Annotated in this window: 24 protein-coding genes; 17 read left to right on the top strand and 7 right to left on the bottom strand. The window is 70.6% G+C overall.

All coding sequences use genetic code 11. The features are described 5' to 3' along the window. Positions 1-28: 28 nt before the first annotated feature. The gene (locus ACZ6X9_RS21735) at positions 29-925 is read right to left on the bottom strand and encodes a hypothetical protein (RefSeq protein ID WP_469779601.1); all 897 of its coding nucleotides are present in this window, start codon (positions 923-925) and stop codon (positions 29-31) included. Positions 926-1,120: 195 nt separating this feature from the next. On the opposite strand from ACZ6X9_RS21735, the gene ACZ6X9_RS21730 reads away from it, so the two are divergent. Continuing rightward, positions 1,121-2,314, top strand: coding sequence for an RtcB family protein (locus ACZ6X9_RS21730; RefSeq protein WP_469779600.1), 1,194 nt, complete (start codon positions 1,121-1,123; stop codon positions 2,312-2,314). Positions 2,315-2,367: 53 nt separating this feature from the next. On the opposite strand, the gene ACZ6X9_RS21725 is transcribed toward ACZ6X9_RS21730, so the two are convergent. The 3 genes from ACZ6X9_RS21725 to ACZ6X9_RS21715 form a co-directional block, all read right to left on the bottom strand. After that, a complete protein-coding gene (locus ACZ6X9_RS21725) occupies positions 2,368-2,751 on the bottom strand; it encodes a VOC family protein (protein ID WP_469779599.1) in 384 nt (127 codons plus the stop codon). A 2-nt stretch (positions 2,752-2,753) separates the two neighbouring features. After that, positions 2,754-3,524, bottom strand: a complete 771-nt coding sequence (locus tag ACZ6X9_RS21720; RefSeq protein ID WP_469779598.1) for an SDR family oxidoreductase — start codon at positions 3,522-3,524, stop codon at positions 2,754-2,756. Positions 3,525-3,772: 248 nt separating this feature from the next. After that, complete coding sequence (locus tag ACZ6X9_RS21715; protein ID WP_469779597.1) at positions 3,773-4,420, bottom strand: hypothetical protein; 648 nt, start codon at positions 4,418-4,420, stop codon at positions 3,773-3,775. Between the two features lie 305 nt (positions 4,421-4,725). On the opposite strand from ACZ6X9_RS21715, the gene hemL reads away from it, so the two are divergent. The 8 genes from hemL to ACZ6X9_RS21675 all read left to right on the top strand — a co-directional run bounded on the left by hemL (position 4,726) and on the right by ACZ6X9_RS21675 (position 12,786). After that, positions 4,726-6,042, top strand: a complete 1,317-nt coding sequence (gene hemL, locus ACZ6X9_RS21710; protein WP_469779596.1) for a glutamate-1-semialdehyde 2,1-aminomutase — start codon at positions 4,726-4,728, stop codon at positions 6,040-6,042. Between the two features lie 35 nt (positions 6,043-6,077). Further along, positions 6,078-6,725 carry a histidine phosphatase family protein gene (locus tag ACZ6X9_RS21705; protein WP_469779648.1) on the top strand — a complete coding sequence of 216 codons (648 nt, stop codon included), beginning with the start codon at positions 6,078-6,080 and terminating at the stop codon, positions 6,723-6,725. Between the two features lie 215 nt (positions 6,726-6,940). After that, positions 6,941-7,573, top strand: coding sequence for a TlpA family protein disulfide reductase (locus tag ACZ6X9_RS21700; protein ID WP_469779595.1), 633 nt, complete (start codon positions 6,941-6,943; stop codon positions 7,571-7,573). Between the two features lie 4 nt (positions 7,574-7,577). After that, on the top strand, positions 7,578-8,354 hold the full coding sequence (locus ACZ6X9_RS21695) for a cytochrome c biogenesis CcdA family protein (RefSeq protein WP_469779594.1): 777 nt from the start codon (positions 7,578-7,580) through the stop codon (positions 8,352-8,354). 3 nt (positions 8,355-8,357) lie between these two features. After that, the gene (gene resB / locus ACZ6X9_RS21690; protein WP_469779593.1) at positions 8,358-10,391 is read left to right on the top strand and encodes a cytochrome c biogenesis protein ResB; all 2,034 of its coding nucleotides are present in this window, start codon (positions 8,358-8,360) and stop codon (positions 10,389-10,391) included. Beyond that, entirely contained in the window at positions 10,388-11,539 is a 1,152-nt protein-coding gene (gene ccsB, locus ACZ6X9_RS21685) for a c-type cytochrome biogenesis protein CcsB (RefSeq protein WP_469779592.1), read from the top strand. Before resB ends, ccsB begins: the two co-directional genes overlap by 4 nt. Before the next feature lie 122 nt (positions 11,540-11,661). Further along, complete coding sequence (locus ACZ6X9_RS21680) at positions 11,662-12,219, top strand: Uma2 family endonuclease (protein ID WP_469779591.1); 558 nt, start codon at positions 11,662-11,664, stop codon at positions 12,217-12,219. A 36-nt stretch (positions 12,220-12,255) separates the two neighbouring features. Beyond that, positions 12,256-12,786: an SRPBCC domain-containing protein gene (locus tag ACZ6X9_RS21675; protein WP_469779590.1), complete on the top strand. Its 531-nt coding sequence runs from the start codon at positions 12,256-12,258 to the stop codon at positions 12,784-12,786. Between the two features lie 130 nt (positions 12,787-12,916). Here the strand turns inward: ACZ6X9_RS21675 and ACZ6X9_RS21670 are convergent, their stop codons facing one another. Continuing rightward, a complete protein-coding gene (locus ACZ6X9_RS21670) occupies positions 12,917-14,332 on the bottom strand; it encodes a phosphocholine-specific phospholipase C (RefSeq protein ID WP_469779589.1) in 1,416 nt (471 codons plus the stop codon). A gap of 540 nt (positions 14,333-14,872) precedes the next feature. Beyond that, positions 14,873-15,193, bottom strand: coding sequence for a PLD nuclease N-terminal domain-containing protein (locus ACZ6X9_RS21665; protein WP_469779588.1), 321 nt, complete (start codon positions 15,191-15,193; stop codon positions 14,873-14,875). Positions 15,194-15,281: 88 nt separating this feature from the next. On the opposite strand from ACZ6X9_RS21665, the gene ACZ6X9_RS21660 reads away from it, so the two are divergent. The 4 genes from ACZ6X9_RS21660 to ACZ6X9_RS21645 are packed head-to-tail and all read left to right on the top strand — an operon-like array spanning position 15,282 to position 18,994. Then, positions 15,282-16,739: a menaquinone biosynthesis decarboxylase gene (locus tag ACZ6X9_RS21660; protein ID WP_004943649.1), complete on the top strand. Its 1,458-nt coding sequence runs from the start codon at positions 15,282-15,284 to the stop codon at positions 16,737-16,739. Continuing rightward, entirely contained in the window at positions 16,736-17,638 is a 903-nt protein-coding gene (gene mqnP / locus ACZ6X9_RS21655; protein ID WP_469779587.1) for a menaquinone biosynthesis prenyltransferase MqnP, read from the top strand. Before ACZ6X9_RS21660 ends, mqnP begins: the two co-directional genes overlap by 4 nt. Before the next feature lie 42 nt (positions 17,639-17,680). Then, complete coding sequence (locus tag ACZ6X9_RS21650) at positions 17,681-18,241, top strand: Uma2 family endonuclease (RefSeq protein WP_469779586.1); 561 nt, start codon at positions 17,681-17,683, stop codon at positions 18,239-18,241. Positions 18,242-18,289: 48 nt separating this feature from the next. After that, positions 18,290-18,994, top strand: coding sequence for a UbiX family flavin prenyltransferase (locus tag ACZ6X9_RS21645; protein ID WP_469779585.1), 705 nt, complete (start codon positions 18,290-18,292; stop codon positions 18,992-18,994). On the opposite strand, the gene ACZ6X9_RS21640 is transcribed toward ACZ6X9_RS21645, so the two are convergent. Then, positions 18,991-19,134, bottom strand: a complete 144-nt coding sequence (locus ACZ6X9_RS21640) for a hypothetical protein (RefSeq protein ID WP_469779652.1) — start codon at positions 19,132-19,134, stop codon at positions 18,991-18,993. The two genes, ACZ6X9_RS21645 and ACZ6X9_RS21640, sit on opposite strands and share 4 nt — an antisense overlap. Before the next feature lie 128 nt (positions 19,135-19,262). Between ACZ6X9_RS21640 and ACZ6X9_RS21635 the strand changes: the two genes are divergently transcribed. The 4 genes from ACZ6X9_RS21635 (at position 19,263) to ACZ6X9_RS21620 (ending at position 22,189) form a co-directional block, all read left to right on the top strand. Continuing rightward, complete coding sequence (locus ACZ6X9_RS21635; RefSeq protein ID WP_171169923.1) at positions 19,263-19,718, top strand: Lrp/AsnC family transcriptional regulator; 456 nt, start codon at positions 19,263-19,265, stop codon at positions 19,716-19,718. Between the two features lie 174 nt (positions 19,719-19,892). After that, complete coding sequence (gene mqnE, locus ACZ6X9_RS21630) at positions 19,893-21,056, top strand: aminofutalosine synthase MqnE (protein WP_469779584.1); 1,164 nt, start codon at positions 19,893-19,895, stop codon at positions 21,054-21,056. Positions 21,057-21,160: 104 nt separating this feature from the next. After that, positions 21,161-21,682, top strand: coding sequence for a GNAT family N-acetyltransferase (locus ACZ6X9_RS21625; RefSeq protein ID WP_469779583.1), 522 nt, complete (start codon positions 21,161-21,163; stop codon positions 21,680-21,682). A gap of 219 nt (positions 21,683-21,901) precedes the next feature. Continuing rightward, positions 21,902-22,189 carry a DUF4229 domain-containing protein gene (locus ACZ6X9_RS21620; RefSeq protein WP_469779582.1) on the top strand — a complete coding sequence of 96 codons (288 nt, stop codon included), beginning with the start codon at positions 21,902-21,904 and terminating at the stop codon, positions 22,187-22,189. Positions 22,190-22,566: the final 377 nt, after the last annotated feature.

The following is a 22,566-nucleotide window of genomic DNA, read 5'->3' as shown; positions in this document are numbered from 1 at the left end:
CGGCCGAAATGGAGGGGTACTCGCCGGGCTAGTTGCTGAAGTGCCCGGCCTCGATCTCACGGGCCAGGCCGTGTGCCTTGCCCTGGAGATCCTGGCTGCCCGGGACGCGGGTCCGGTCGGTGGGCTGCTGGTGGTAGACGATCGTCACCAGGATGTTCGCGGCGCGGAAGACCACCGTCACGTCCCGGTGCACGTCGGCGCCGCCGGCCGTCAGCCGGTCGCTGACGAACGCGTCGTCGCCCACGTCGTCCAGCGCCCTCGACCCCAGCTCCGGCTCGTCGCCGGCCGGCGGGGCCGTGGGCGTGGTCGTGGCGGCGGGGCGGGAGGAGGCGTCGGTGGTCTTCGGCTGGTTCTTCGCGCCCTTGGCCTTGGCGTCCTTGTCGGTCTTCGGGGTGGCCTTGCCGGACGGTGTGACCGGTGCCTTCGAGGGGGCCGACGGGGTGGCGCCCGAGGACGCCGCGGGGATGTGCGCGGCGTCGGCCAGCTTGTCGTACAACTGCCGTGCCCGTTCCTCGTCGCTGACCCCGGCCTGGTACGACACCACCCGCTCGAAGTCGACCGACAGCCGGCGGGTGCCGTCCGGGGTCTCCTGGTTCCACCGGCAGCCGACGCGGCGGTCCGCGTCGTAGGTGAGGGTGGGCTGCCCCCGGTAGAGCTTCTCGGCGTCCTGGTCGCCGTCCTCGCCGCCGCCGGGCAGCATCCGACGGAGCGTGTCACGGCTCACATAGCCGCACGGCTCGGGGAGGCTGTGGTACTTGCCCGGTTCGCCCGCGGGCGCCGCGGACTCGCCCGGTCCGGGCTTGGGATCGTCGTCCCCGCCCATGCCGCCCGAGCCGCCGCTGCATCCGGTCAGCCCGGCCGCGAGCACGGCGGCGGCCAGCCCGGCCACCGGTGCAGCTACCAGCCGGTGCGCCTTTCGCTGCACTGTCCGTGGCTCCCTTCGCCCGCTCGTCCACGCGCTCCCGGCCCGCGCGGGGGCCGAAAACCGGTTGTCGCGGCTGGGTGGCCGCTGGACACAATGTCTACCGCACGCGCCGCCGCACCGCTGGTCCGCTGTCGCGAATCCACGGATTCATCCGGCTTTTGCGTTATCTACCGTTCATGGGGGAATGAGGAAAACATGCCGTACACCGAGCTGCCCGGCGCCCGGGTGCCGATCCGCATGTGGGCGGACCCGGCCACGGTCGAGGACGGCGCCATGCAGCAGCTCCGGAACGTCGCCACCCTGCCGTGGATCGAGGGCCTGGCCGTGATGCCGGACGTCCACTACGGCAAGGGCGCGACCGTCGGCTCCGTGATCGCCATGCGCGGCGCCGTCTGCCCGGCCGCCGTGGGCGTGGACATCGGCTGCGGCATGTCCGCCGTGAAGACGTCCCTGACGGCGAACGACCTCCCCGGCGACCTCTCCCACCTGCGCTCCCGCATCGAACGGGCGATTCCGGTGGGCTTCGCGATGCACGACGAGGCGGTGGACCCGCGGCGGCTGCACGGCTTCCCGACGGCGCCGTGGGAGGACTTCTGGCGGCGGTTCGACGGGATCGCGGAGGCGGTCAAATTCCGTCGGGACCGGGCGTTGAAGCAGATGGGTTCGCTCGGCGGAGGAAACCACTTTGTCGAAGTCTGTCTGGACGAGAGCGGTTCCGTCTGGCTGATGCTCCACTCCGGCTCCCGGAACATCGGCAAGGAGCTCGCCGAGTACCACATCGGCGAGGCCCGGAAGCTGCCGCACAACCAGGGCCTGGTCGATCGCGACCTCGCGGTCTTCGTCGCGGACACCCCCCAGATGGCGGCCTACCGGAACGACCTCTTCTGGGCCCAGGAGTACGCGCGCCACAACCGCGAGATCATGATGGGCCTCCTCCAGGACGTCGTCCGCAAGGAGTTCAAGAAGGCCAAGGTCGCCTTCGAGCCGGTCATCTCCTGCCACCACAACTACGTGGCGGAGGAGACCTACGAGGGCATGGACCTGCTCGTCACCCGCAAGGGCGCGATCCGCGCGGGCGGCGGCGAGTACGGCATCATCCCCGGCTCGATGGGCACGGGCTCGTACATCGTGCGCGGCCTGGGCAACGCGGCCTCCTTCAACTCGGCCTCCCACGGCGCCGGCCGCCGGATGAGCCGCAACCAGGCGAAAAAGCGGTTCACCGAGCGGGATCTGGCGGAGCAGACCCGGGGCGTGGAGTGCCGCAAGGACCGTGGTGTGGTGGACGAGATCCCGGCGGCCTACAAGCCGATCGAGCAGGTCATGGACCAGCAGCGGGACCTCGTCGAGGTGGTGGCCAAGCTCAAGCAGATCGTCTGCGTCAAGGGCTGACCCCCGGCCGCGCCGCGCGCGGGCCGGGGCCGGGGGGTGCGTACCCGGATCCGTCAGGCGGCGTCCTGCGGGTACCAGCGGAGTTCCACCGTGTTGCCGTCCGGGTCGCGGACGTAGAGGGACTCCGCCTGGCCGCGGGCGCCGAAGTTGTTCGAGGGGCCGCTGACGACGTCGAAGGTGCCGGCGTCGATGACCTGCTGCCAGTCGAGGGGCTCGACGACCAGGCAGAAGTGGTCGACGTTGGTCTCGCCGCGGTCGCGCTGGAACAGGTCGATGATGGTGCCGGAGGAGACGCGCACGGACGGGAAGGGGACCTCTCCGGCGCGCCACTCGTCCACGCGGACCGGCTCCAGACCGAGCGGGCCGGTGTAGAAGGCCAGGGAGCGCTCGACGTCGGTGACGTTGAGGACGAGGTGGTCGAAGCCGGTGACGCGCATGGTCAGTTCTCCTGGGGCTCGCGGTGCACCTTGTAGTTGGACGCCTGGGCGCGGGGGCGCAGCACGAGCAGGTCGACGTTCACGTGGTGCGGCCGGGTGACCGCCCAGGTGATCGTCTCCGCCACGTCCTCGGCTGTCAACGGTTCGCTGACGCCGTCGTAGACGGCGTCCGCCTTGCCCTCGTCGCCCCGGTAGCGGTTGAGGGCGAACTCCTCGGTGCGGACCATGCCGGGGGCGATCTCGATGACGCGGACGGGCAGGCCGTTGAGCTCCAGGCGGAGCGTCTCGGCGATGACGTGGGCGCCGTGCTTGGCGGCGACGTAGCCGCCGCCGCCCTCGTAGGTGGCGAGGCCGGCGGTGGAGGAGACGACGACGACCGTGCCGGGGGAGTTCTTCCACAGGGGCAGCAGGGCCTGGGTGGTCTGGAGCGTGCCGAGGACGTTGACCTCGTACATGGTGCGCCAGTCGGCGGGGTCGGCGGTGGCCACGGTCTCGGTGCCGATGGCGCCGCCCGCGTTGTTGACCAGGACCTCGACCGGGGCGAAGTCGTCGAGGAAGACGGAGAAGACGGTGACCGCGTCCCGGTCGGTCACGTCGAGCTGGTAGGAGACGGCCTGGTGGCCGGCCTCGGTCAGCTCGGCGGCGAGGGCGTCGATGCGGTCCTTGCGGCGGGCGGTGAGGACGACGCGGTAGCCGGCGGCGGCCAGGGCGCGGGCCGTGGCGGCGCCGATCCCGCTGCTCGCTCCGGTGATCACGGCGGTGGGGGTGGTCATGGGGCCTCCTCGGGCGGTGGCGTGCGTGAGGGACGGGCGCAGTGGTGCCGAGGATATGACGGTGGGCCGGTGATGATCGCGGGGGGCCGGAGGAGGGGGTGGTTCCGTTTCAAGGCGGCGGCGCGGGCCGTGACGCGCACCGCGGCGCGGGCCTCCTGCGGGTGCCGCGCGGGCCGGGGCGGAGGCCGTCACGGGAGCCGTGACGCGGGTCCGGCCGGAGGGGCCGGGCGCGGAGACGCCCGGGGCCGTCAGGGCCAGACCAGGCAGTACGGCTGGTGGCCGGCCTCGTGGAGGCGGTGTGAGAAGTCCTGCCACTCGTGGAGCAGCCGGTAGACGGTGAAGGCGTCGCGGGGGCCGCCCCGGTCGGGGACGGTGGACCAGATGAAGGCGGCGGCGCCCACGGATTCCTCGCCGATGCCGCGCAGCGGGTCGACGACCGTCATGGGCAGCTTGACGACCGCGTAGTCGGGGTGGAGCACGACCAGTTCCAGCGGGGGGACCTTGTGCAGGGGTATGCCCTGGATGCCGGTGAGCACCATGGCGGCGACGGTCTCCGGCTTGATCCGGGTGAACATGCCGCCCATGCCCAGCTCGTCACCGCCGAGCTCCTCGGGGCGCATGGAAATGGGCACACGCGCGGCGGTGGCCCCGTTGGGTGCGCCGAAGTACTTGTAGGTCACCCCCACTCGGCCGCTCCTGATCGCGCTGTGTCCTCCGTCGACCCCGTCGTTGTCGTCGGTCCCGCCGGCTCCGCCCGTTCCGCCGGGCGCGCCGATGCCGTCCGGCCCGCCGGCCCTGAAGCGGTCGTCCCGCCGGTGCCGGCCCCTGCGGGGCGGCCGGGCTCGCTCGGGCCCCAGGTCGTCGGTGCCCTCACCCAGTCCGCCACCGCGATGCATATCTCCACCCGATCGCTTTTTTACGCAGCACAGCCCCCGCCGCGCAACCCGATCATCGTCTCAGACACGCTCCCCCGTCGAGAGCGTGCGAAACGCCCGGACACACGTGCCCACGGGGCTCTGAGACCATGGCTAGCGTGAGCTACCCCTCTCCGGCCCCAGTGTCCCAGATGCGCGGGGGCTGACACCCGGTCGGAAGCGGGAGAAAACCCAGCGAACCCGAGTGAACCCCAGCAGGGCCCACAAGCCGGGGCGTGCGGCGGCCGTCGCCGTCCCTCCCTACGTCTGTCGCAGGCAGGAACAGAGTGCCTTATTCATATGAAGCCCCAGTGTCCCAGACGCTCTTCGAGCGCGCGGCGGTCGTGACGCCCGGTGGCGTGAACTCTCCGGTGCGCGCGTTCCGTGCCGTGGGTGGTACGCCCCGGTTCATGGTGTCCGCGACCGGTCCGTACCTCACCGACGCGGACGGCCGGGAGTACGTGGATCTGGTCTGCTCGTGGGGGCCGATGATTCTCGGCCACGCGCATCCCGAGGTGATCGCGCCGGTGCAGGCCGCGGTGGCCCGCGGTACGTCGTTCGGCACGCCCGGCGAGGGCGAGGTGGCCCTCGCCGAGGAGATCGTGGCGCGGGTGGAGCCGGTGGAGCAGGTGCGCCTGGTGTCGTCCGGGACCGAGGCGACGATGTCGGCGATCCGGCTGGCGCGCGGGTTCACCGGCCGGGCCAAGGTCATCAAGTTCGCGGGCTGCTACCACGGCCATGTGGACGCCCTGCTGGCCGCGGCCGGCTCGGGTGTGGCGACGTTCGGCCTGCCGGACACGCCGGGCGTCACGGGTGCCCAGGCGGGCGACACGATCGTGCTGCCGTACAACGACCTGGAGGCCGTGCACGAGGCGTTCCACGCCCACCCCGGCGAGATCGCCTGTGTGATCACCGAGGCGTCGCCGGGCAACATGGGCGTGGTACCGCCGCGGCCGGGCTTCAACGAGGGCCTGAAGCAGGCGTGCGCCAAGAACGGTGCCCTGTTCATCTCCGACGAGGTCATGACCGGCTTCCGGGTCTCGAAGGCCGGCTGGTACGGGATCGACGGCGTCAAGCCGGACCTGATGACCTTCGGCAAGGTCATGGGCGGCGGCTTCCCGGCGGCGGCCTTCGGCGGCCGGGCCGACGTGATGGCGCACCTGGCGCCGGCCGGCCCGGTCTACCAGGCGGGCACCCTGTCCGGGAACCCGGTGGCGACGGCGGCGGGCCTGGCGCAGTTGCGGCTGCTGGACGACGCGGCGTACGAGCGGGTGGACGCGGTCTCGGCCGAGGTGAGCGGGCTGGTGACGGCGGCGCTGACGAAGGAGGGGGTCGCGCACCGGCTGCAGACGGCGGGCAACATGTTCTCGGTCTTCTTCACGGACCGGGAGGTCACGGACTACGAGCTGGCCAAGCGGCAGCAGGCGTTCCGCTACACCGCCTTCTTTCACTCGATGCTGGCGCAGGGCGTCTACCTGCCGCCGTCGGCGTTCGAGTCCTGGTTCGTGTCGACGGCCCACGACAGTGCCGCGATCGAGCGGATCGCGGCGGCCCTGCCCGCGGCGGCGCGGGCGGCGGCCGAGGCGACGGAGGAGCAGAAGTGAGCGAGGCCGGCAACGACATCACCGTCGTGCACCTGATGCGGCACGGCGAGGTGCACAACCCGGACGGCGTGCTGTACGGCCGCAGACCGGGCTATCACCTGTCGGACCTGGGCCGGCGGATGGCGGACCGGGTGGCCGAGCACCTGGCGGACCGGGACGTCACGTACGTGGTGGCCTCGCCGCTGGAGCGGGCGCAGGAGACGGCGACGCCGATCGCCAAGGCGCACGGCCTGGACCTGGCGACGGACGGGCGGCTGATCGAGGCCGAGAACGTCTTCGAGGGCAAGACCTTCGGCGTCGGCGACGGCGCGCTGCGCAAGCCGGGCAACTGGAAGCACCTGACCAACCCGTTCCGTCCGTCGTGGGGCGAGCCCTACGTGGACCAGGTGGTGCGGATGATGGGCGCGCTGAACGCGGCGCGGGACGCGGCCCGGGGGCACGAGGCGGTGTGCGTCAGCCACCAGTTGCCGATCTGGATCGTGCGCAGCTTCGTGGAGCGGCGCCGGCTGTGGCACGACCCGCGCAAGCGGCAGTGCACGCTGGCCAGCCTGACGACGTTCACCTACCGCGGCGACAAAATCGTTTCGGTGGGCTACAGCGAGCCGGCCCGCGACCTGGTCCCGGCCCATCTGCGGGCGGGCGCCAAGCCGGTCAAGGGCGGCGGCAAGGCGTTCGGGGCCTGAGGACGCCGGGGACACGCGGGGAGTTTGGGGCCTTCCGTCATGGTTGGCCCCTTTCCTGGTCACTCTTTCGAGCTGCTTTTCCCGGATCCGGATCGCCGCCCGTTCGTGCGCGGCACGGGCCGGCGGGCGCCAGGGCCGGAGGGGCCGGACGCCTGGGCCGGGTGGGGCAAGGGGGGCGCGGAAGATCCCGTAAATCGCCATGCGAAACTTTTCACATGAGTGCCTGCCGCGCCGATCGACGCATCCGGTTCCGTCCGTTCCGCCGTCGTACCGCCGTCTCGGCCGCCGGCGCCGTCCTCGCGGCGCTGGCGCTGAGCGCCTGCGGGTCCGGGGGGGTGTCCGGCGGGGGCGGTGAGACGCAGTTCGTCCAGGGCGCGGGCGGCGTCGACGTCGTCAAGGACAAGGACGCCCGGAAGGACGCGCCGGAGCTGTCGGGCAAGACCCTGCAGAACGAGGAGCTCAACGCCTCCGAGAAGTTCAAGGGCAAGATCATTGTCTTTAACGTCTGGGGCTCGTGGTGCGCTCCCTGCCGGGCCGAGGCGAAGAATCTGGTCAAGGCCGCCCGGGACTACAAGGGCAAGGGTGTCGAGTTCGTGGGCCTCAACGTCCGCGACGTCGACCCGGCCAACGCCCGCGCCTTCGAGAGGACCTTCGACGTCCCGTACCCGAGCATCCACGACTCGGGCGGGAAGCTGATCCTGCGCTTCCCCAAGGGCAACCTCAACCCCCAGGCCATCCCCTCCACCGTCTTCATCGACCGGAACGGGAAGATCGCCGGTCGCGCGATCAAGCCGCTGACCGAGACCGAACTGCGCGACACGCTCGACCAGATGGTCGCGGAGAAGTGACGCCGTGAGCGCCGCCTCCCTCGTTCTCGCCGCCCCCGGCGACGTCAACCACACCGTCCTCTCCGGAGCGCTGCTGCTGGCCCTGCCCGTGGCGCTGCTCGGCGGCCTGGTGTCGTTCTTCTCGCCCTGCGTGCTGCCGCTGGTGCCGGGCTACCTGTCGTATGTCACGGGTGTCGGCGGCGCGGACCTCGCGGAGACGCGCCGGGGCCGGATGCTGGCCGGCTCCTCGCTCTTCGTCCTGGGCTTCAGCGCCGTCCTCGTCTCCATGGGGGCGGCCTTCGGCTTCTTCGGCAACACCCTGAAGGAGTACGAGGACACGATCTCGAAGGTCCTGGGCGTCGTCATGATCGTCCTCGGGCTGCTCTTCACAGGCCTGCTGAACCGATTCGGTCAGCGTGAGTTCCGCTTCCACATGAAGCCCACGATGGGCCTGCTGGGGGCGCCGCTGCTGGGCATCGGATTCGGCGTCGGCTGGACCCCCTGCATCGGCCCCACGCTGGCCGCCGTCCAGAGCCTGGCGTTCAAGGAGGCCAGCCCCGGCCGGGGCACCCTGCTGACCGTCGCCTACTGCGTCGGGCTCGGCCTGCCGTTCATACTCACCGCCCTCGCCTTCCGACGGGCGCTCGGCGCCTTCGGCTGGATCAAGAAGCACTACGCATGGGTCATGCGGATCGGCGGCGGCATGCTCGTCCTGGTCGGCGTCCTCCTGGTGACGGGAGTGTGGGACTACCTCATCCAGGACCTGCAGACGTGGTCGAACAAGTACCAACCCGGGATCTGAACCATGGCCAAGACCGATAGCACGCCCACCACCGAGGCGCAGGAGGACGACGCCGCGGGCGCCCGGCTGACCACGGCCCCGGCCGAGGACCGGGGCCAGGCCGTGCCCGGCTCGTTCGGCGGATCCCGGCGGCCGGGTGTGCTCGGCGCGCTCGCCTGGACCGGGCGGGAGATCATCGGCTGGCTGCGCTGGTTCTGGCGGCAACTGACCTCCATGCGGGTCGCGCTGCTCCTGCTGCTCCTGCTCTCCCTCGCGACCATCCCCGGCTCGCTGATCCCGCAGACCAGTGTCGACTCGGTGAAGACCGACACCTGGAAGCAGGCCCACAAGACGCTGACGCCGCTCTACGAGAAGCTCCAGTTGTTCAACGTCTACAGCTCGGTGTGGTTCTCCGCGATCTACATCCTGCTGTTCGTCTCGCTGATCGGCTGCATCGTCCCGCGCACCTGGCAGTTCGTCGGCCAGTTGCGCGGCCGGCCGCCGAAGGCGCCGCGCCACCTCACCCGGCTGCCCGCCTACGCCACCTGGCGCACCGAGGCCGACCCGGACGAGGTGCTGGCGGCGGCCCGGCGAGCGCTGCGCCGCAAGCGCTTCCGCACGGTCGCCTTCGACGACTCGGTGGCCTCCGAGAAGGGCTACCTGCGCGAGGCGGGCAACCTCCTCTTCCACGTCTCGCTGATCGTGATGCTGGTGGCGTTCGCGTCCGCGCAGCTCTGGAAGTACGAGGGCGGCAAGCTCGTCGTCGAGGGTGACAAGTTCTCCAACACGCTCACGCAGTACGACGACTTCAAGTCCGGCGCGCTGTTCCGGACCGACGACCTGCCCGCCTTCGGCTTCGAGCTCAAGGGCTTCACCGGCACCTACGAGCGCACCGGCCCGCAGAAGGGCACCCCCCGCGACTACCGGGCGCACATCAGGTACTGGGAGGGCGCGGACGGCGAGCCGCGCGACACCACGATCAAGGTGAACGAACCGCTGGAGGTCGGCGGTTCCAAGGTGTACCTGCAAGGCCACGGCTACGCGCCCAAGGTCACCGTCCGCGACGGCCAGGGCACCGTGGTCTACCACGGCGCGGTGGCCTCGCTGCCGCTGGACAACAACATCACCGAGACCACCGTCATCAAGGTCCCCGACTACTGGGACAAGAACGGTGAGAAGAACCAGATCGGCTTCCGGGGCAACTTCGTCCCCACGCTCGACCTGCGCACGGGCAGCATGGCGTCCGTGTTCCCCGCGCTGGACAACCCGGTCCTCGTCCTGACGGCCTACCGCGGTGACCTGGGTATCAACTCGGGCCTGCCGCAGAGCGTCTACAAGCTCGACACGCGGAACATGAAGCAGTTCAAGGAGAAGGGCGGCCGGAACTTCGCGCGGGCGCTCAAGCCCGGCGACACCATGACGCTGCCCGACGGCGCGGGCTCGCTGAAGTTCGACGGCATCAGCACCTGGGCGACCTTCCAGATCTCGCACAAGCCCGGCGACATGCCGGCGCTGGCCGGGGCCGTCGCGGCGATCGTCGGCGTGGCCGGGTCGCTGTTCATCCAGCGCCGCCGGGTGTGGGTGCGGGCCGTGCGCGGGGCGGACGGGCGTACTGTCGTGGAGCTGGCCGGCCTCGGCCGCAGCGAGTCGGCCAAGGTGCCGGAGGAGCTGTACGAACTGGCGGTCGCGTTGCAGGGCGAGGCGCCGCCGGTGGCGGAGGAGTCCGCCGGCGAGTCGGAGCCCGTCGGCGGGTCGGAGCCCGCCGAGGGTGAGGCGGGCGCCGGTGACAAGGCCGCGTCCGAGAAGGCCGCTGCGGAGAAGACCGCCTCCGACAAGACCGCTTCAGAGAAGACCGACGGAAAGACCGACGGAAAGACCGACGCACAGGCCGACGGAGAGATCGGCGCGACAGCCGATGGAGAGGTCGGCGACAAGGCGGTGGCGTCAGCCCGGGACAGGGCCGTGGAGAAGCCCGCCGGAGCGAACGCCGACACGGCCGCCGAAGACCCCACCCGATCCGCTGAACCCAGCGATTCCTCCGAAGGAGCGCGCGCGTGAACATCGCTGCCGCGGCCAACGAGAACATGGCCCATACCAGCAATGTGCTGATCTACTCGGCGATGGCCGTCTACACCCTCGCCTTCCTCGCCCACATCACCGAGTGGGTCTTCGGCAGCCGCAGCGCCGTCGGCCGTACCGCCGCCGCGATCACGGCCGAGGCCCGTCCGGCCGTCGCGGTGACCGTCCGCAAGGCGGGCGGCACGGCGGTGCTGGAGCGGCCCAAGGTCGTCACCCGGTCGGCCCCCGGCACCCGCGACGACGTGCCCGACGGCCCGGGCGCGGCAGGCACCAGCGAGAAGGGCGACCTGTACGGCCGCATCGCGATCTCGCTGACCGTGCTCGCGTTCGCGCTGCACGCGGGCGGGGTGCTCACCCGCGCCCTGTCGGTGCGGCGGGCGCCGTGGGGCAACATGTACGAGTTCTCCACGACCTTCGGCATGGTCGCCGTCGCCGTCTACCTGGGGCTGCTCCTCGCCAAGAAGAACATCCGCTGGCTGGGCCTGCCGCTGGTCACCACGATCCTGCTCGACCTGGGTCTGGCCATCAGCGTGCTCTACACCTCCAGCGCCCAGTTGGTGCCCGCGCTGCGCTCGCCCTGGCTGTGGATCCACGTCTCCTGCGCGATCATCTCCGGTGCCTCGCTGTACGTCGGCGCCGTCTCCACCCTCTTCTACCGCTTCCGCGACGGCTACGAGCTCCGCCTGGCGGCGGGCAAGACGGGCCCGGGCGTCCTGGAGAAGAAGCTCAAGGGCCTGCCGAAGGACGCCGGCCTGAGCCTCCGCCTGGGCGTCCGCCTCCACATGGCCTGGGACAACATGCTGAGCCGCATGCCGTCCGCGGCGACGCTCGACAAGTTCGGCTACCGGATCAACGCCACCGTCTTCCCGCTGTGGACGTTCACGATCATCGCGGGCGCGATCTGGGCCGAGGCCGCCTGGGGCCGCTACTGGGGCTGGGACCCCAAGGAGGTCTGGTCCTTCATCACCTGGGTCGCCTACGCGTCCTACCTGCACGCCCGCGCCACGGCCGGCTGGAAGGGCCGCAAGGCCGCCTACCTGGGCCTGGCCGCGTTCGCCTGCTACATCTTCAACTACTACGGAGTGAACTTCCTCTTCGGCGGCAAGCACTCGTACTCGGGCGTCTGACCGGCACCCCGGTCACGCGTCACCCACATGGGCCCGTTCCTCCTTTCGGGGGGAGCGGGCCCATGTGCGAGGGTGAGGGAGGAGTGCGTTCCTAGACTTCGGATGCAGACGGGGAGGTGCCGATGGTGACCGTTGAGGACTCAGCCGAGCTGGATGAGATGTTCGCCCTCATCGAGGCCATGAATGTGCCTGCGGGGTATCGGGCGGAGATCATCGAGGGGGAGATCGTGCTGAATCCGCAGCGCAAGGTGCACGCAGCGATCATCCGAGGGGTGAACCGGGCCTTGGAAGCCGCTCTCGGAGTGGATGCCAACGTCCTTTGGGACGTCCGCATCGACTTTCCGGGGACCCTCAACGGCTACGCCCCCGACATCGCCTTGGTGAAGGACGGTGCTGAGGAGGACGACAACGGGCTCCACGACTACCGCGACATCGAGTTCGTCGCCGAGGTCGTCTCCAAGGGCAGTCGGCGCGACGACTACGACGCCAAGCTGAAGGTCTACGCCGCGGCCGGCATTCCGACGTACCTCATCGCCGACCCGAAGACGGGCGTCGCCCACGTCTTCCACTCGCCGCGCGACGGCGTGTACACCGACGAGACGAGCCACACCTTCGGTGAGAAGTTCGCCCTCCCCGGCTCCGGCATCGTGATCGACACCTCTGCCTGGCCGCGCGACTGACGCGCGGGTTGGGCACGGCTGTGGTGTGCTGGAGGTATGGAGATACCGTCCCCCTACGGGGCCTCGGAGACCCACGGTGACGTGCACACCCTCTGCTACGAGCTGTCGCTCCCGTACCCCCGGGAGCGGGTGTGGGAGGCCGTCGCGACGCCGGAGGGGCTGCCGACCTGGCTGGCCGCCGCCGAGCCGTTCGAGCGGCGGGAGGGCGGGGCGATCACCCTCCGGTGGCAGAACACCGACCAGGAGGGCAACGCCACCGTCGCGCCCGGCCGGGTGACCGCCTGGGAGCCGGAGAGCCTCGCCGAGTACACCGTCGAGATCCACGGGCGGATCCGGTTCGAGCTGGAGAAGGCACCGGCGAGCGTCGGCGGGACGCTGCTGCACTTCACCAACGAGATGCCCGGCACGGACGACATGCGGCTGGACTGTCTGGCCGGGTGGCACCACCACTTCGAGTTCCTGCTGCAAGCGCTCGCCGGACACCCGGCGGACTGGTCGGCCTGGCGGCTCGACCGGTGGCGGGAGCTGCGGGGCGAGTACGAGAAGGGGAAGCGGGAGCTTCCCTAGCGGGCACGGCGCGGCGTGGCGTGGACGCGGGCGTGCGTCCAGGTCCGGTGGCGTGACGACGTGGTGCCGCCGCCCGTCGAGCGGCACCACGGTCGACCCCGTCATGCGGCCCCCGCGCGTTCCGCCGTTCTCACCGGCGCGGACGCGTCCCCTTCTCCTGCGTCGGGACCTGCTGCGTCGCCCCGGGCAGGGTCGGCTTCGGCAGGTGGGCGACCTCCCACTCCGCCTTCTCCAGCTCCTTCGCCGTGTCCCTCGGCAGCCGGGGGGCCCGCGAGGCGGGGGAGTCGAAGCCGAACGCCGAGGTCAGGTCGCCGAACGTGCTCCGGCGCCAAGCGCTGATGTTGGGTTCCCGGACGCCGGTGAAGCGCTCCAGGAAGCGGAGCGCCGAGGTGTGGTCGAACGCCTCGCCCGCCGCCCAGCCGCCCACCGTCCACGGCGAGACGATCAGGCAGGGCACGCGGAAGCCGCCCCCGATGGGCAGTCCCTTGACGAACTCGTCCTTCGTGCCCTTCGGTGGCACCGGCGGCGGCACGTGGTCGAACAGGCCGTCGTTCTCGTCGTAGTTGAGGATGAAGACGGTCTTCGCCCAGACCTTGGGATTGTCCGCGATCGCCTCGATCTTCTTCGCGACGAAGTCGGCGCCGGCGGCCGGCATGAAGCGAGGGTGCTCGGACTGGGGGCCGGTGGGGATGATCCACGACACGGCCGGCAGCCGGTCGTTGCGCGCGTCCTCCTCGAACGTCCCCTCGGGCTGCCGGCGCATCCCGCGCTCGTACAGCGGGTCGCCGGGCTTCGCGTCACGGAACCGCTGGAACCACTCCAGCATGTTGCAGCCGTAGTTGTCCTGCTGCTGGTAGACCCGCCAGCTCACGCCGGCCGCCTGGAGGCGCTCGGCGTAGGTGGTCCAGCGGTAGGGGGACGGCATGGTGTTGCTGATGACCGGGCCGCCCTTGGTGCCGCCGGGGTCGATGGTGCCCGTCATCCAGTAGAGGCGGTTGGGCCAGGTGGGGCCGAGGACCGAGCAGAAGTAGTTGTCGCAGATGGTGAACGACTCGGCGAGGGCGAACTGGAACGGGATGTCCTCGCGGGTGTGATACCCCATCACGTAGGGGCCGTTCTTGCCGTCCGCCTTGCGGTGCGCGGGCAGCCAGCGGTCCATCTTGCCGCCGTTCCACGCGTCGTGCTGCACGGACCAGGCGTGACTGGTGGACGGGATGGCCTGGGCGCTGGTCTTGTGAGTGTCGAGCCGGAAGGGGAGCAGGTAGCCCTTGGGGTTCTCGGCGTCCGGCTGGTGGAAGACGCTGCGGCCGGTGGAGAGCCGCAGGGCCTTGGGGTCGGCGAAGCCGCGGACGCCCTTGAGGGTGCCGAAGTAGTGGTCGAAGGAACGATTCTCCTGCATCAGCATGACCACGTGCTCGACGTCGTCCAGCGAGCCGCGCCGGGCCGGGCCGGCCGCCACCGCGCGCTGCACGCTCGGCGGCAGCAGCGCGAGCGCGGCGGCGCCGGCTCCGGCGGCGGCCGAGCCGAGGAGTCTTCGTCTGCTCATGATCCCGGGCATTGCACCCTCCCTGAGGTCGCGTCAGGCCACAGTGTGGCCGCTGCGACTCTCCCGGCCCGGGAGTGCGGGGGGATAGGGGAGTGCGGGTGAAATGCTCGGCAATTGGGCGTAAAGGAGAGGGAGTTGAGGGTGGCGGGGGGAGTGGGATGGTGATCGTATTACCCGATCGGGGGATCGGGGGCTGGGCCGATGGGCGGACGCGGCGCCCGCCGAACGGGCGGCGAACGGGCGGGTGAGCGGGCGGGTGAGCGGACCGGGAGGGTCCGCGGCGGGCGATCGGCGCGGGCTCGGCCCGGGCGCCGGCCATGACCGCACGCCAAGGCCCGGCCGCCCCGGCCACGCGCCTGCCGCCTGCCGTCCCCACCGTGTGCTTGGGCCTGCCGCCCCGGCCTTGCGCTTGGTGCCTGCCGTCTGCCGTCCCGGCCACGCGCCTGCCGTCCCCGCAGTGTGCCTGCCGCCTGCCGTCCCGGCCGCGCGCCTGCCGCCGGCCATCCCGGCGTGGCCGTGCCGCTCAGCCCCGCTCGCCGCTCAGCCCCGCTCGTCGCCCTCCCCGCGCGGCCGGCGGTCCTCGTCCAGGGACCGGAGGAACTCGGGGTTGTCGTCCGGCGCCACCCAGCGTCCGCCGGCGCCCGCGCCGCCGCGCCGGCCGGCCGGGCCCGCCGTCGCGCGTGGCCGGCCCACGGCCAGCCAGGCGATCGGTCCCAGCAGCACCTCGCCGAAGAGCAGGATGATGATCACCCATGCGGTCTTCGGCAGCTTGCGGACCTCTTCTTCCGGCGTGTTCAGACAGTCGATGAACGTGTAGATCCACAGCGCCAGGACCAGCAGGAACGGCAGATACCTGAGCATTGGCCGAAGGCCCCCCGGGACGTGGCGGTGGGGCCGTCCCGCGGCCCCGTGACAAGCCCAGGGTAGTCCGTGCTCGATACTGGAACGCATGGCTTATGACGATCTCCGCTCGTTCCTCAGAGCGCTTGAACGCGATGGCGACCTCAAGCGCGTCAAGGCCGAAGTCGACCCCCATCTGGAAGTCGGGGAGATCGTCGACCGGGTGAACAAGGCCGGCGGCCCGGCCCTCCTCTTCGAGAACGTCAAGGGCTCGGCGATGCCCCTGGCGATGAACGTCTTCGGCACTGACCGGCGGCTGCTGAAGTCGCTCGGCCTGAAGTCCTACGACGAGATCGGCGAGAAGATCGGCGGGCTGCTCAAGCCCGAGCTGCCGCAGGGCTTCGTCGGGATCCGGGAGGCGTTCGGCAAGCTGGGCGCGATGGCGCACGTGCCGCCGCGCAAGGTGAAGCCCGGTGACGCGCCGGTCCAGGAAGTGGTGCTCACCGGGGACGACGTCGACCTGGACGCGCTCCCCGCGCTGTTCACCTGGCCCGAGGACGGCGGCTCCTTCTTCAACCTGGGGCTCACCCACACCAAGGACCCCGAGACCGGCGTCCGCAACCTCGGCCTCTACCGCCTCCAGCGCCACGACAAGCGCACCATCGGGATGCACTGGCAGATCCACAAGGACAGCCGGAACCACTACCAGGTCGCCGCCCGGCGCGGCGAGCGGCTGCCGGTGGCCATCGCCTTCGGCTGCCCGCCCGCCGTGACGTACGCGTCGACCGCGCCGTTGCCGGCGGACATCGACGAGTACCTGTTCGCGGGCTTCGTGCAGGGCAAGCGGATCGACATGGTCGACTGCAAGACCGTCCCGCTCCAGGTGCCGGCCGCGGCCGAGGTGGTGCTGGAGGGCTGGCTGGAGCCGGGGAAGATGCTCCCGGAGGGGCCGTTCGGCGATCACACCGGCTTCTACACGCCGCAGGAGCCGTTCCCCGCGCTGACCATCGACTGCGTCACCATGCGGCGGCGCCCGCTGCTCCAGTCGATCGTCGTCGGCCGGCCGCCGACGGAGGACGGGCCGCTGGGGCGGGCGACGGAGCGTTTCTTCCTGCCCCTGCTCAAGATCATCATCCCGGACATCGTCGACTACCACCTGCCGGAGTCCGGCGGGTTCCACAACTGCGCGATCGTCTCGATCGACAAGAAGTACCCGAAGCACGCGCAGAAGGTCATGCACGCCGTCTGGGGCGCGCACATGATGTCGCTGACCAAGCTGATCGTGGTCGTGGACAAGGACTGTGACGTCCACGACCTGCACGAGGTGTCCTGGCGCGCGTTCGGCAACGTCGACTACGCGCGCGACCTCACCGTCGTCGAGGGCCCGGTCGACCACCTGGACCACGCCTCGTACCAGCAGTTCTGGGGCGGCAAGGCGGGCATCGACGCCACCGCGAAGTGGCCCGAGGAGGGCTACACGCGGGACGGCGGCTGGCCGTCGATGGTGGAGTCGGACCCGGAGACCGCCGCCCGGGTGACGAAGCGCTGGAAGGAGTACGGGCTGTGAGTGCCTCCGCCGCCGCCGTCCCGCAGCCGGGGCGCACCAAGGCGTTCCTGCGTCTGGTGCTGATAGAGCACTCGGTGTTCGCGCTGCCCTTCGCGTACATCGCCTCGTTCACGGCGATGTTCCAGGAGGACGGGCGCGTCCACTGGTGGAAGCTCTTCCTCGTCACCGTGGCGATGGTCGGGCTGCGCACCTTCGCGATGGCCTGCAACCGGATCATCGACCGCGAGATCGACGCCCGGAACCCGCGGACCGCCAACCGCGAACTCGTCACCGGCGCGGTCTCCGTCCGCTCGGCGTGGACGGGTGCGCTGGTGGCCGTGGCCGTCTTCCTGGGCGCGGCGGGCCTGCTGAACATGCTGTGCCTGGCGCTGGCCCCGATCGCGGTCATCCCGATGGTGGTCTACCCGTACGGGAAACGGTTCACCGACTTCCCGCACGCGATCCTCGGCCTCGCCCAGGCCATGGGCCCGGTCGGCGCCTGGCTGGCGGTGACCGGTGAGTGGTCGTGGGACGCGGTGATACTCGGTCTCGCGGTCGGCGTCTGGATCGGCGGTTTCGACCTGATCTTCGCCTGCCAGGACGTCGCCGCCGACCGCGCACATGGCGTGAAATCGACCCCTGCCCGCTTCGGCATCCCGGCCGCGCTGTACGGCGCCCGCGCCTGCCACGTGATCACCACGGCCCTGCTGGCCTGGTACGGCGTGGCCACCCACGCGGGCGCCTTCTTCTGGACCGGCCTGCTGATCGTGATCGCCGCGTTCCTCTACGAGCACTCGATCGTCCGCCCGCACGACCTGTCCCGCCTGAACCGCGCCTTCTTCACGGTCAACGGCTTCATCGGGATTGCCCTGTTCGTGTGCGCGCTGCTGGACCTGGCGGTGCGGGGGCTGGGGGTGTAGTTACGGTTCCTCCTGCTATCGGTGCAGGGAAGGGAGACAGCCGTGGCCAGCTCGGAGCTCGACCGCCTGCACTCGAAGCTCGCCAAGCTGGAGAGCCAGACGGAGGGCTACAAGGCTGAGATTGTCGGGGGCGCCATCATGATGGGCCCGGTCAAGCCGATCCACGGCAAGACCATGCGTCGCCTTGGTCCCATGCTGGAGTCCCAATTGGCGGCGGAATGGGAAGTCGTCGAGGATGTCGCCTTCGTCTTCTCGGAGGACGATGAGTTCTGCCCGGACCTGGCAGTCATCCCTGCGGTGGAGGAGACGCGGAACCTCGGTTCCTACCCTGCGGATCTGATCGAACTGGCCGTCGACGTCGTCTCCCCGTCCAGCGTTCGCAACGGCTACCGGGTCAAGGACCGTGCCTACGCCAGGGCGGGTATCGCCGACTACCTCGTCTTCGACCCGTACCAGGGGCACTGCGTCACCTTCTGGAACCCCGGCCCGGATGGCTACCTGGGCCGGGACACCGTTTCTTATGGCAAGACGGTCACGGTCGAGTCGTCCGTCGGCCCCCTGAGCTTCGATACCTCCGGGCTTCCGGTGGACCTCGGCGGCTGACCCCCGCCCGCCGGAGCCCCCGGCCTCCGGCCGACTAGGCTCGGGGGCGTGGAGCCGTACGAACACGCAACGCTACGAGACGAGCGCCGGCCCTGGGTGGTCGGCGTCTCCGGTGCGTCCGGGACGCCGTACGCGGCGGCCGTGGTGCGCGGGCTGCTGGCCGCCGGGGAGGATGTCGACTTGGTGGTCAGCCGGGCCTCGCGGCTGACGCTGCTGGACGAGACCGGAATCGCCTTCCGGGACGCGCGCTGGCGGGACGACCTGCGCGAGTGGCTGGCGCGCGGGGCCGACGGGAAGCCGGACGCGTACGCCGTGGGCGACGCGGAGCTGGCGCGGGTGCGGCACTGGCCGGCCGGTGACCTGGCGGCGGGGCCGTCGTCGGGTTCGTACCCGGTGAAGGGGATGCTGATCGTCCCGGCGAGCACGGCCTGTGTGGCGGGTGTGGCGCTGGGGCTGTCGAAGGACCTGCTGCAACGGGTCGCGAGCGTGACGCTCAAGGAGCGGCGGCCGTTGGTGGTCGCGGTGCGGGAGACGCCGCTGAGCGGCCAGACGCTGCGGCAGTTGGTGGCGCTCGACGAGGCGGGCGCGATCGTGCTGCCCGCCTCTCCGGCGTTCTACGCGGGGGCGACGCACATCCAGGATCTGGTGGACTTCGTCGCCGGGCGGGTACTGGACGCGGCGGGGGTGCCGCACCGGTACTACCGCAGATGGACGGGGGAGCTCGGCGGAGGCCGCGCCCCGGAAGGGGGTTAGCGCTTCTTCCCGGCACGCGCCGGGCGGGCCCCGGCGGCGTCGGCGCGACGGGCGGCGGCGACGGACTGATGGGCACGCGAGCGGTTGGCCAGGTCCTGCAGCTCGCGCATGCGGGCGTAGGCCATCTCGATCGTGTACACGCGTTCTCTCCTGAAGGATCGTTGGTGCCGTGAGCGTTCGGTGAAAGATTTTCGGGGCGTCAGCCCTTCAATGCCTTAGATTCTACATGCAAGACGGCAAGTTCGCTGATTATTGAAAGGTTCCAGCCATGGACGCGGTGGACAGGCAGCTCATCCAGGCCCTCCGGGAGAACGGGCGGGCCTCGTACGCGGAACTGGGCCGGCTCGTCGGCCTGTCCGGGCCGAGCGTCACGGACCGCATCAACCGCCTGGAGGCGGCCGGCGTGATCACCGGCTACCGCGCGACCGTCAACGCCGCGTCCCTGGGCCTGGGCGTCACGGCGCTGATCGGCATCCAGTTGTCGGACGCCGCCGACCACGAGGACGTGGCGCAGCGGCTGCGCGACCTGGAGGAGATCGAGGACTGCTGGTTCATCGCCGGCGACGACTCGTACATGCTCAAGGTGCGTGTCGGCGACGTGGACGGCCTGGAGCGCACCATCCGCCGGCTGTCCGGGACCAAGGGCGTGAGCCGCACCCGCACCACGATCGTGCTCTCCACCAAGTGGGAGAACCGGGTGGGCGAACTGCCCGAGGGCATCTGAGGGTCCGAGGGCGTCCGGGTCCCATGGCCGTCCGGGGCCTCATGGCCGTCCGGGGGGCGAGGCCGACCGGGGGTCCGAGGCCGTCTGACGGCCTTCCCGGGTGGGGGAGTAGGCTCGACCGGGCCAGTCGGAGGAGACCGGACGCGACTCCGGACATACCAGAGAGGCGATCGCATGGACGCGGGACTCAAGCGCGAGCTGGAGCAGAAGGTGCGCGCCGGTGAGCGGCTGACCCGCGAGGACGGCATCGCCCTCTACGAGTCCGACGACCTCGCCTGGCTCGGCGGCCTGGCCCACGAGGTGCGGACGCGGAAGAACGGCGACACGGTCCTCTTCAACGTCAACCGCCACCTCAACATGACGAACGTGTGCACAGCCTCGTGCGCCTACTGCTCGTTCCAGCGCAAGCCGGGCGAGAAGGACGCGTACACCATGCGCATCGAGGAGGCCGTCCGCCTCGCCAAGGCGATGGAGAACGACCACCTCACCGAGCTGCACATCGTCAACGGCCTGCACCCCACCCTCCCGTGGCGGTACTACCCGCGGTCGCTGAAGGCGCTCAAGGAGGCGCTGCCGCAGGTCTCCCTGAAGGCGTTCACCGCCACCGAGATCCACCACTTCGAGAAGATCTCCGGCATGCCCGCCTCGGAGATCCTCGACGAGCTGATCGACGCCGGTCTGGAGTCGCTGACCGGCGGCGGCGCGGAGATCTTCGACTGGGAGGTCCGGCAGCACATCGTCGACCACGAGACCCACTGGGAGGACTGGTCGCGCATCCACCGGCTCGCGCACGAGAAGGGCCTCAAGGGCCCGAGCACGATGCTCTACGGGCACATCGAGGAGCCGCGCCACCGCGTGGACCACGTGCTGCGGCTGCGTGAGCTCCAGGACGAGACCGGCGGCTTCCAGGTCTTCATCCCGCTGCGCTACCAGCACGACTTCGTGGACATGAAGGACGGCAAGATCCGCAACCGGCTCCAGGCGCGGACCTCCATGGCCACCGGCGCCGAGGCGCTGAAGACCTTCGCGGTCTCCCGGCTGCTCTTCGACAACGTCCCGCACGTGAAGGTCTTCTGGGTGATGCACGGTCTCCAGACCGCGCAGCTCGCCCTCCAGCACGGCGCCGACGACATGGACGGCTCGGTCGTCGAGTACAAGATCACGCACGACGCGGACAACTACGGCACGCCGAACAAGCTGACCCGTGACGACCTGCTGGAGCTGATCCGCGACGCGGGCTTCCGCCCGGCGGAGCGGAACACGCGGTACGAGGTCATCCGGGAGTACGACGGTCCGGACCCGGCGCGGCGCGAGGAGCCGCAGCCGATGCGGGTCTGACCCCTTTCCCGGTCTCCGAAAGCTCCGAAAGTCCTGGTGAGGCGGCTGCCTCACCAGGACTTTTTCTCTTGCACGGGCGACTTGGTAATGGTTGCATCGCAAGCATGTCTCTTACCTTCGTTCGCGATCCGCAGGTGACCCCCGAGCTGCACGAGGAGCTCGCCCGGCTCTGGTACGACGTCTCGCGGGCCGGCGGCTCGGTCGGTTTCGTGCCCTCCGTGACCGAGGAGGAGGTGCGCGCGGCGACCGAGCGGCAGCTCGGGCGGGTGACGAGCGGCGAGTACCGGATGCTCGGCGCGTACGACGCCGAGGGGCGGCTGTCCGGCACCACGTTCCTGCGGCTCCACACCGACTTCAAGATGCGGCACTGGTCCATGGTCCTCGGGGTCATGATCGACCCCGGCCTGCAGCGCGGCGGGCACGGGCTCCGGCTGATGCGGGAGACGATCGACATGGCCCGGGACGCCGGCCTGGAAGCGCTGCGGCTGGAGGTGCGCGGCGGCATGGGGCTGGAGGGCTTCTACGGACGGCTCGGGTTCAAGGAGGTCGGCCGGGTGCCGGGCGGTCTGCGGCTGTCCGCCGACGACTACCGCGACGACATCCTGATGTGGATCGCGCTGGACTGACGCGGCCGTTGCCGGGTAGTGCGGCGTCGACGCCGGGTGCCGGGTGAGCGCGGTGTCGACACCGGGCCGGTGTGGCCGGTGCCGGTGCGCTCGGCGTCGGACTCATGTGGCGCGTTGGGCTGGTGGTGGGCTGATGTGGCTCCCTCTGGGTTGATCCACTCGCGCTCGTGCTTGACTGGTAGGGACCCTTTCGGCTGCCGATGAGAAGAAGGTCCGTCCGTGAGTAGCCAGAAGTACGCTTCGCTCCGTTACACCGCGCTGCGATTCGGCCTGCTCGTCGGCTGCTTCGCCGTCGTGTGGGTGCTCTGTTACTTCCACGCCGTCCCGATCGTGGTGAAGGGCTCCAACTTCATCTGGATGGTTCTGGTGGCCCTCGTCCTGTCCGCGCCGCTGAGCTGGGTGCTGCTGCGCAAGCAGCGGGACGCCATGGCGGTGCAGGTGGCCGAGCGCGTCGAGCGGACGCGGGAGCGGCTGCAGGCCAACGCGGGCCAGGAGGACCGGGCGTAATCCGGGCAACCCACGTGAAGGGCGGTTACCACCGCCAAAGGTAGCTTTCGTCACACGGCGCCGCCGTTCCGCCGCCGGGCAACCGCCCGGCCGCCGGACGCGCGGCGCTTTTTCATGCCTCTCTCCGGGCCTCGCCGGACCCTGCCGCACCAAGAACTCAAAGATTCCCTTTGGGTTCCTCAAAGTTCCAGTGTTAACGTGTCGACATGAAGACAGCAGCAGCGCACCGAATCCCCACGGGCCCCCGGCTCGTGGCGCGCCTGCACGTCGATCTTTGCCGCTGTCTGTCCGCGGCCTGTCGCCGCCGCTGATCACCGTCACGCCGACCACCGCACGCTGATCACCCGACGCGGCCGGAGATCCCGTACGTACGGACC

Source organism: Streptomyces sp. NPDC052910, from assembly GCF_055585605.1.
The sequence above is the reverse complement of the archived record's forward strand: the minus strand, read 5'-3'. Positions and strand labels throughout refer to the sequence as shown.

Bases quoted from the DNA above. Each gene is read 5' to 3' on its own strand.
- ACZ6X9_RS21725 (WP_469779599.1), bottom strand. From the start codon at position 2,751: ATGCGCGTCACCGGCTTCGACCACCTCGTCCTCAACGTCACCGACGTC.
- ACZ6X9_RS21660 (WP_004943649.1), top strand. From the start codon at position 15,282: ATGGCTTATGACGATCTCCGCTCGTTCCTCAGAGCGCTTGAACGCGAT.
- ACZ6X9_RS21700 (WP_469779595.1), top strand. From the start codon at position 6,941: ATGAGTGCCTGCCGCGCCGATCGACGCATCCGGTTCCGTCCGTTCCGC.
- ACZ6X9_RS21720 (WP_469779598.1), bottom strand. From the start codon at position 3,524: ATGACCACCCCCACCGCCGTGATCACCGGAGCGAGCAGCGGGATCGGC.
- ACZ6X9_RS21625 (WP_469779583.1), top strand. From the start codon at position 21,161: ATGTCTCTTACCTTCGTTCGCGATCCGCAGGTGACCCCCGAGCTGCAC.
- mqnE (WP_469779584.1), top strand. From the start codon at position 19,893: ATGGACGCGGGACTCAAGCGCGAGCTGGAGCAGAAGGTGCGCGCCGGT.
- ACZ6X9_RS21680 (WP_469779591.1), top strand. From the start codon at position 11,662: ATGGTGACCGTTGAGGACTCAGCCGAGCTGGATGAGATGTTCGCCCTC.
- ACZ6X9_RS21675 (WP_469779590.1), top strand. From the start codon at position 12,256: ATGGAGATACCGTCCCCCTACGGGGCCTCGGAGACCCACGGTGACGTG.
- resB (WP_469779593.1), top strand. From the start codon at position 8,358: ATGGCCAAGACCGATAGCACGCCCACCACCGAGGCGCAGGAGGACGAC.
- ACZ6X9_RS21730 (WP_469779600.1), top strand. From the start codon at position 1,121: ATGCCGTACACCGAGCTGCCCGGCGCCCGGGTGCCGATCCGCATGTGG.
- ACZ6X9_RS21665 (WP_469779588.1), bottom strand. From the start codon at position 15,193: ATGCTCAGGTATCTGCCGTTCCTGCTGGTCCTGGCGCTGTGGATCTAC.
- ACZ6X9_RS21635 (WP_171169923.1), top strand. From the start codon at position 19,263: ATGGACGCGGTGGACAGGCAGCTCATCCAGGCCCTCCGGGAGAACGGG.
- ACZ6X9_RS21715 (WP_469779597.1), bottom strand. From the start codon at position 4,420: ATGCATCGCGGTGGCGGACTGGGTGAGGGCACCGACGACCTGGGGCCC.
- ACZ6X9_RS21670 (WP_469779589.1), bottom strand. From the start codon at position 14,332: ATGAGCAGACGAAGACTCCTCGGCTCGGCCGCCGCCGGAGCCGGCGCC.
- ACZ6X9_RS21705 (WP_469779648.1), top strand. From the start codon at position 6,078: ATGCGGCACGGCGAGGTGCACAACCCGGACGGCGTGCTGTACGGCCGC.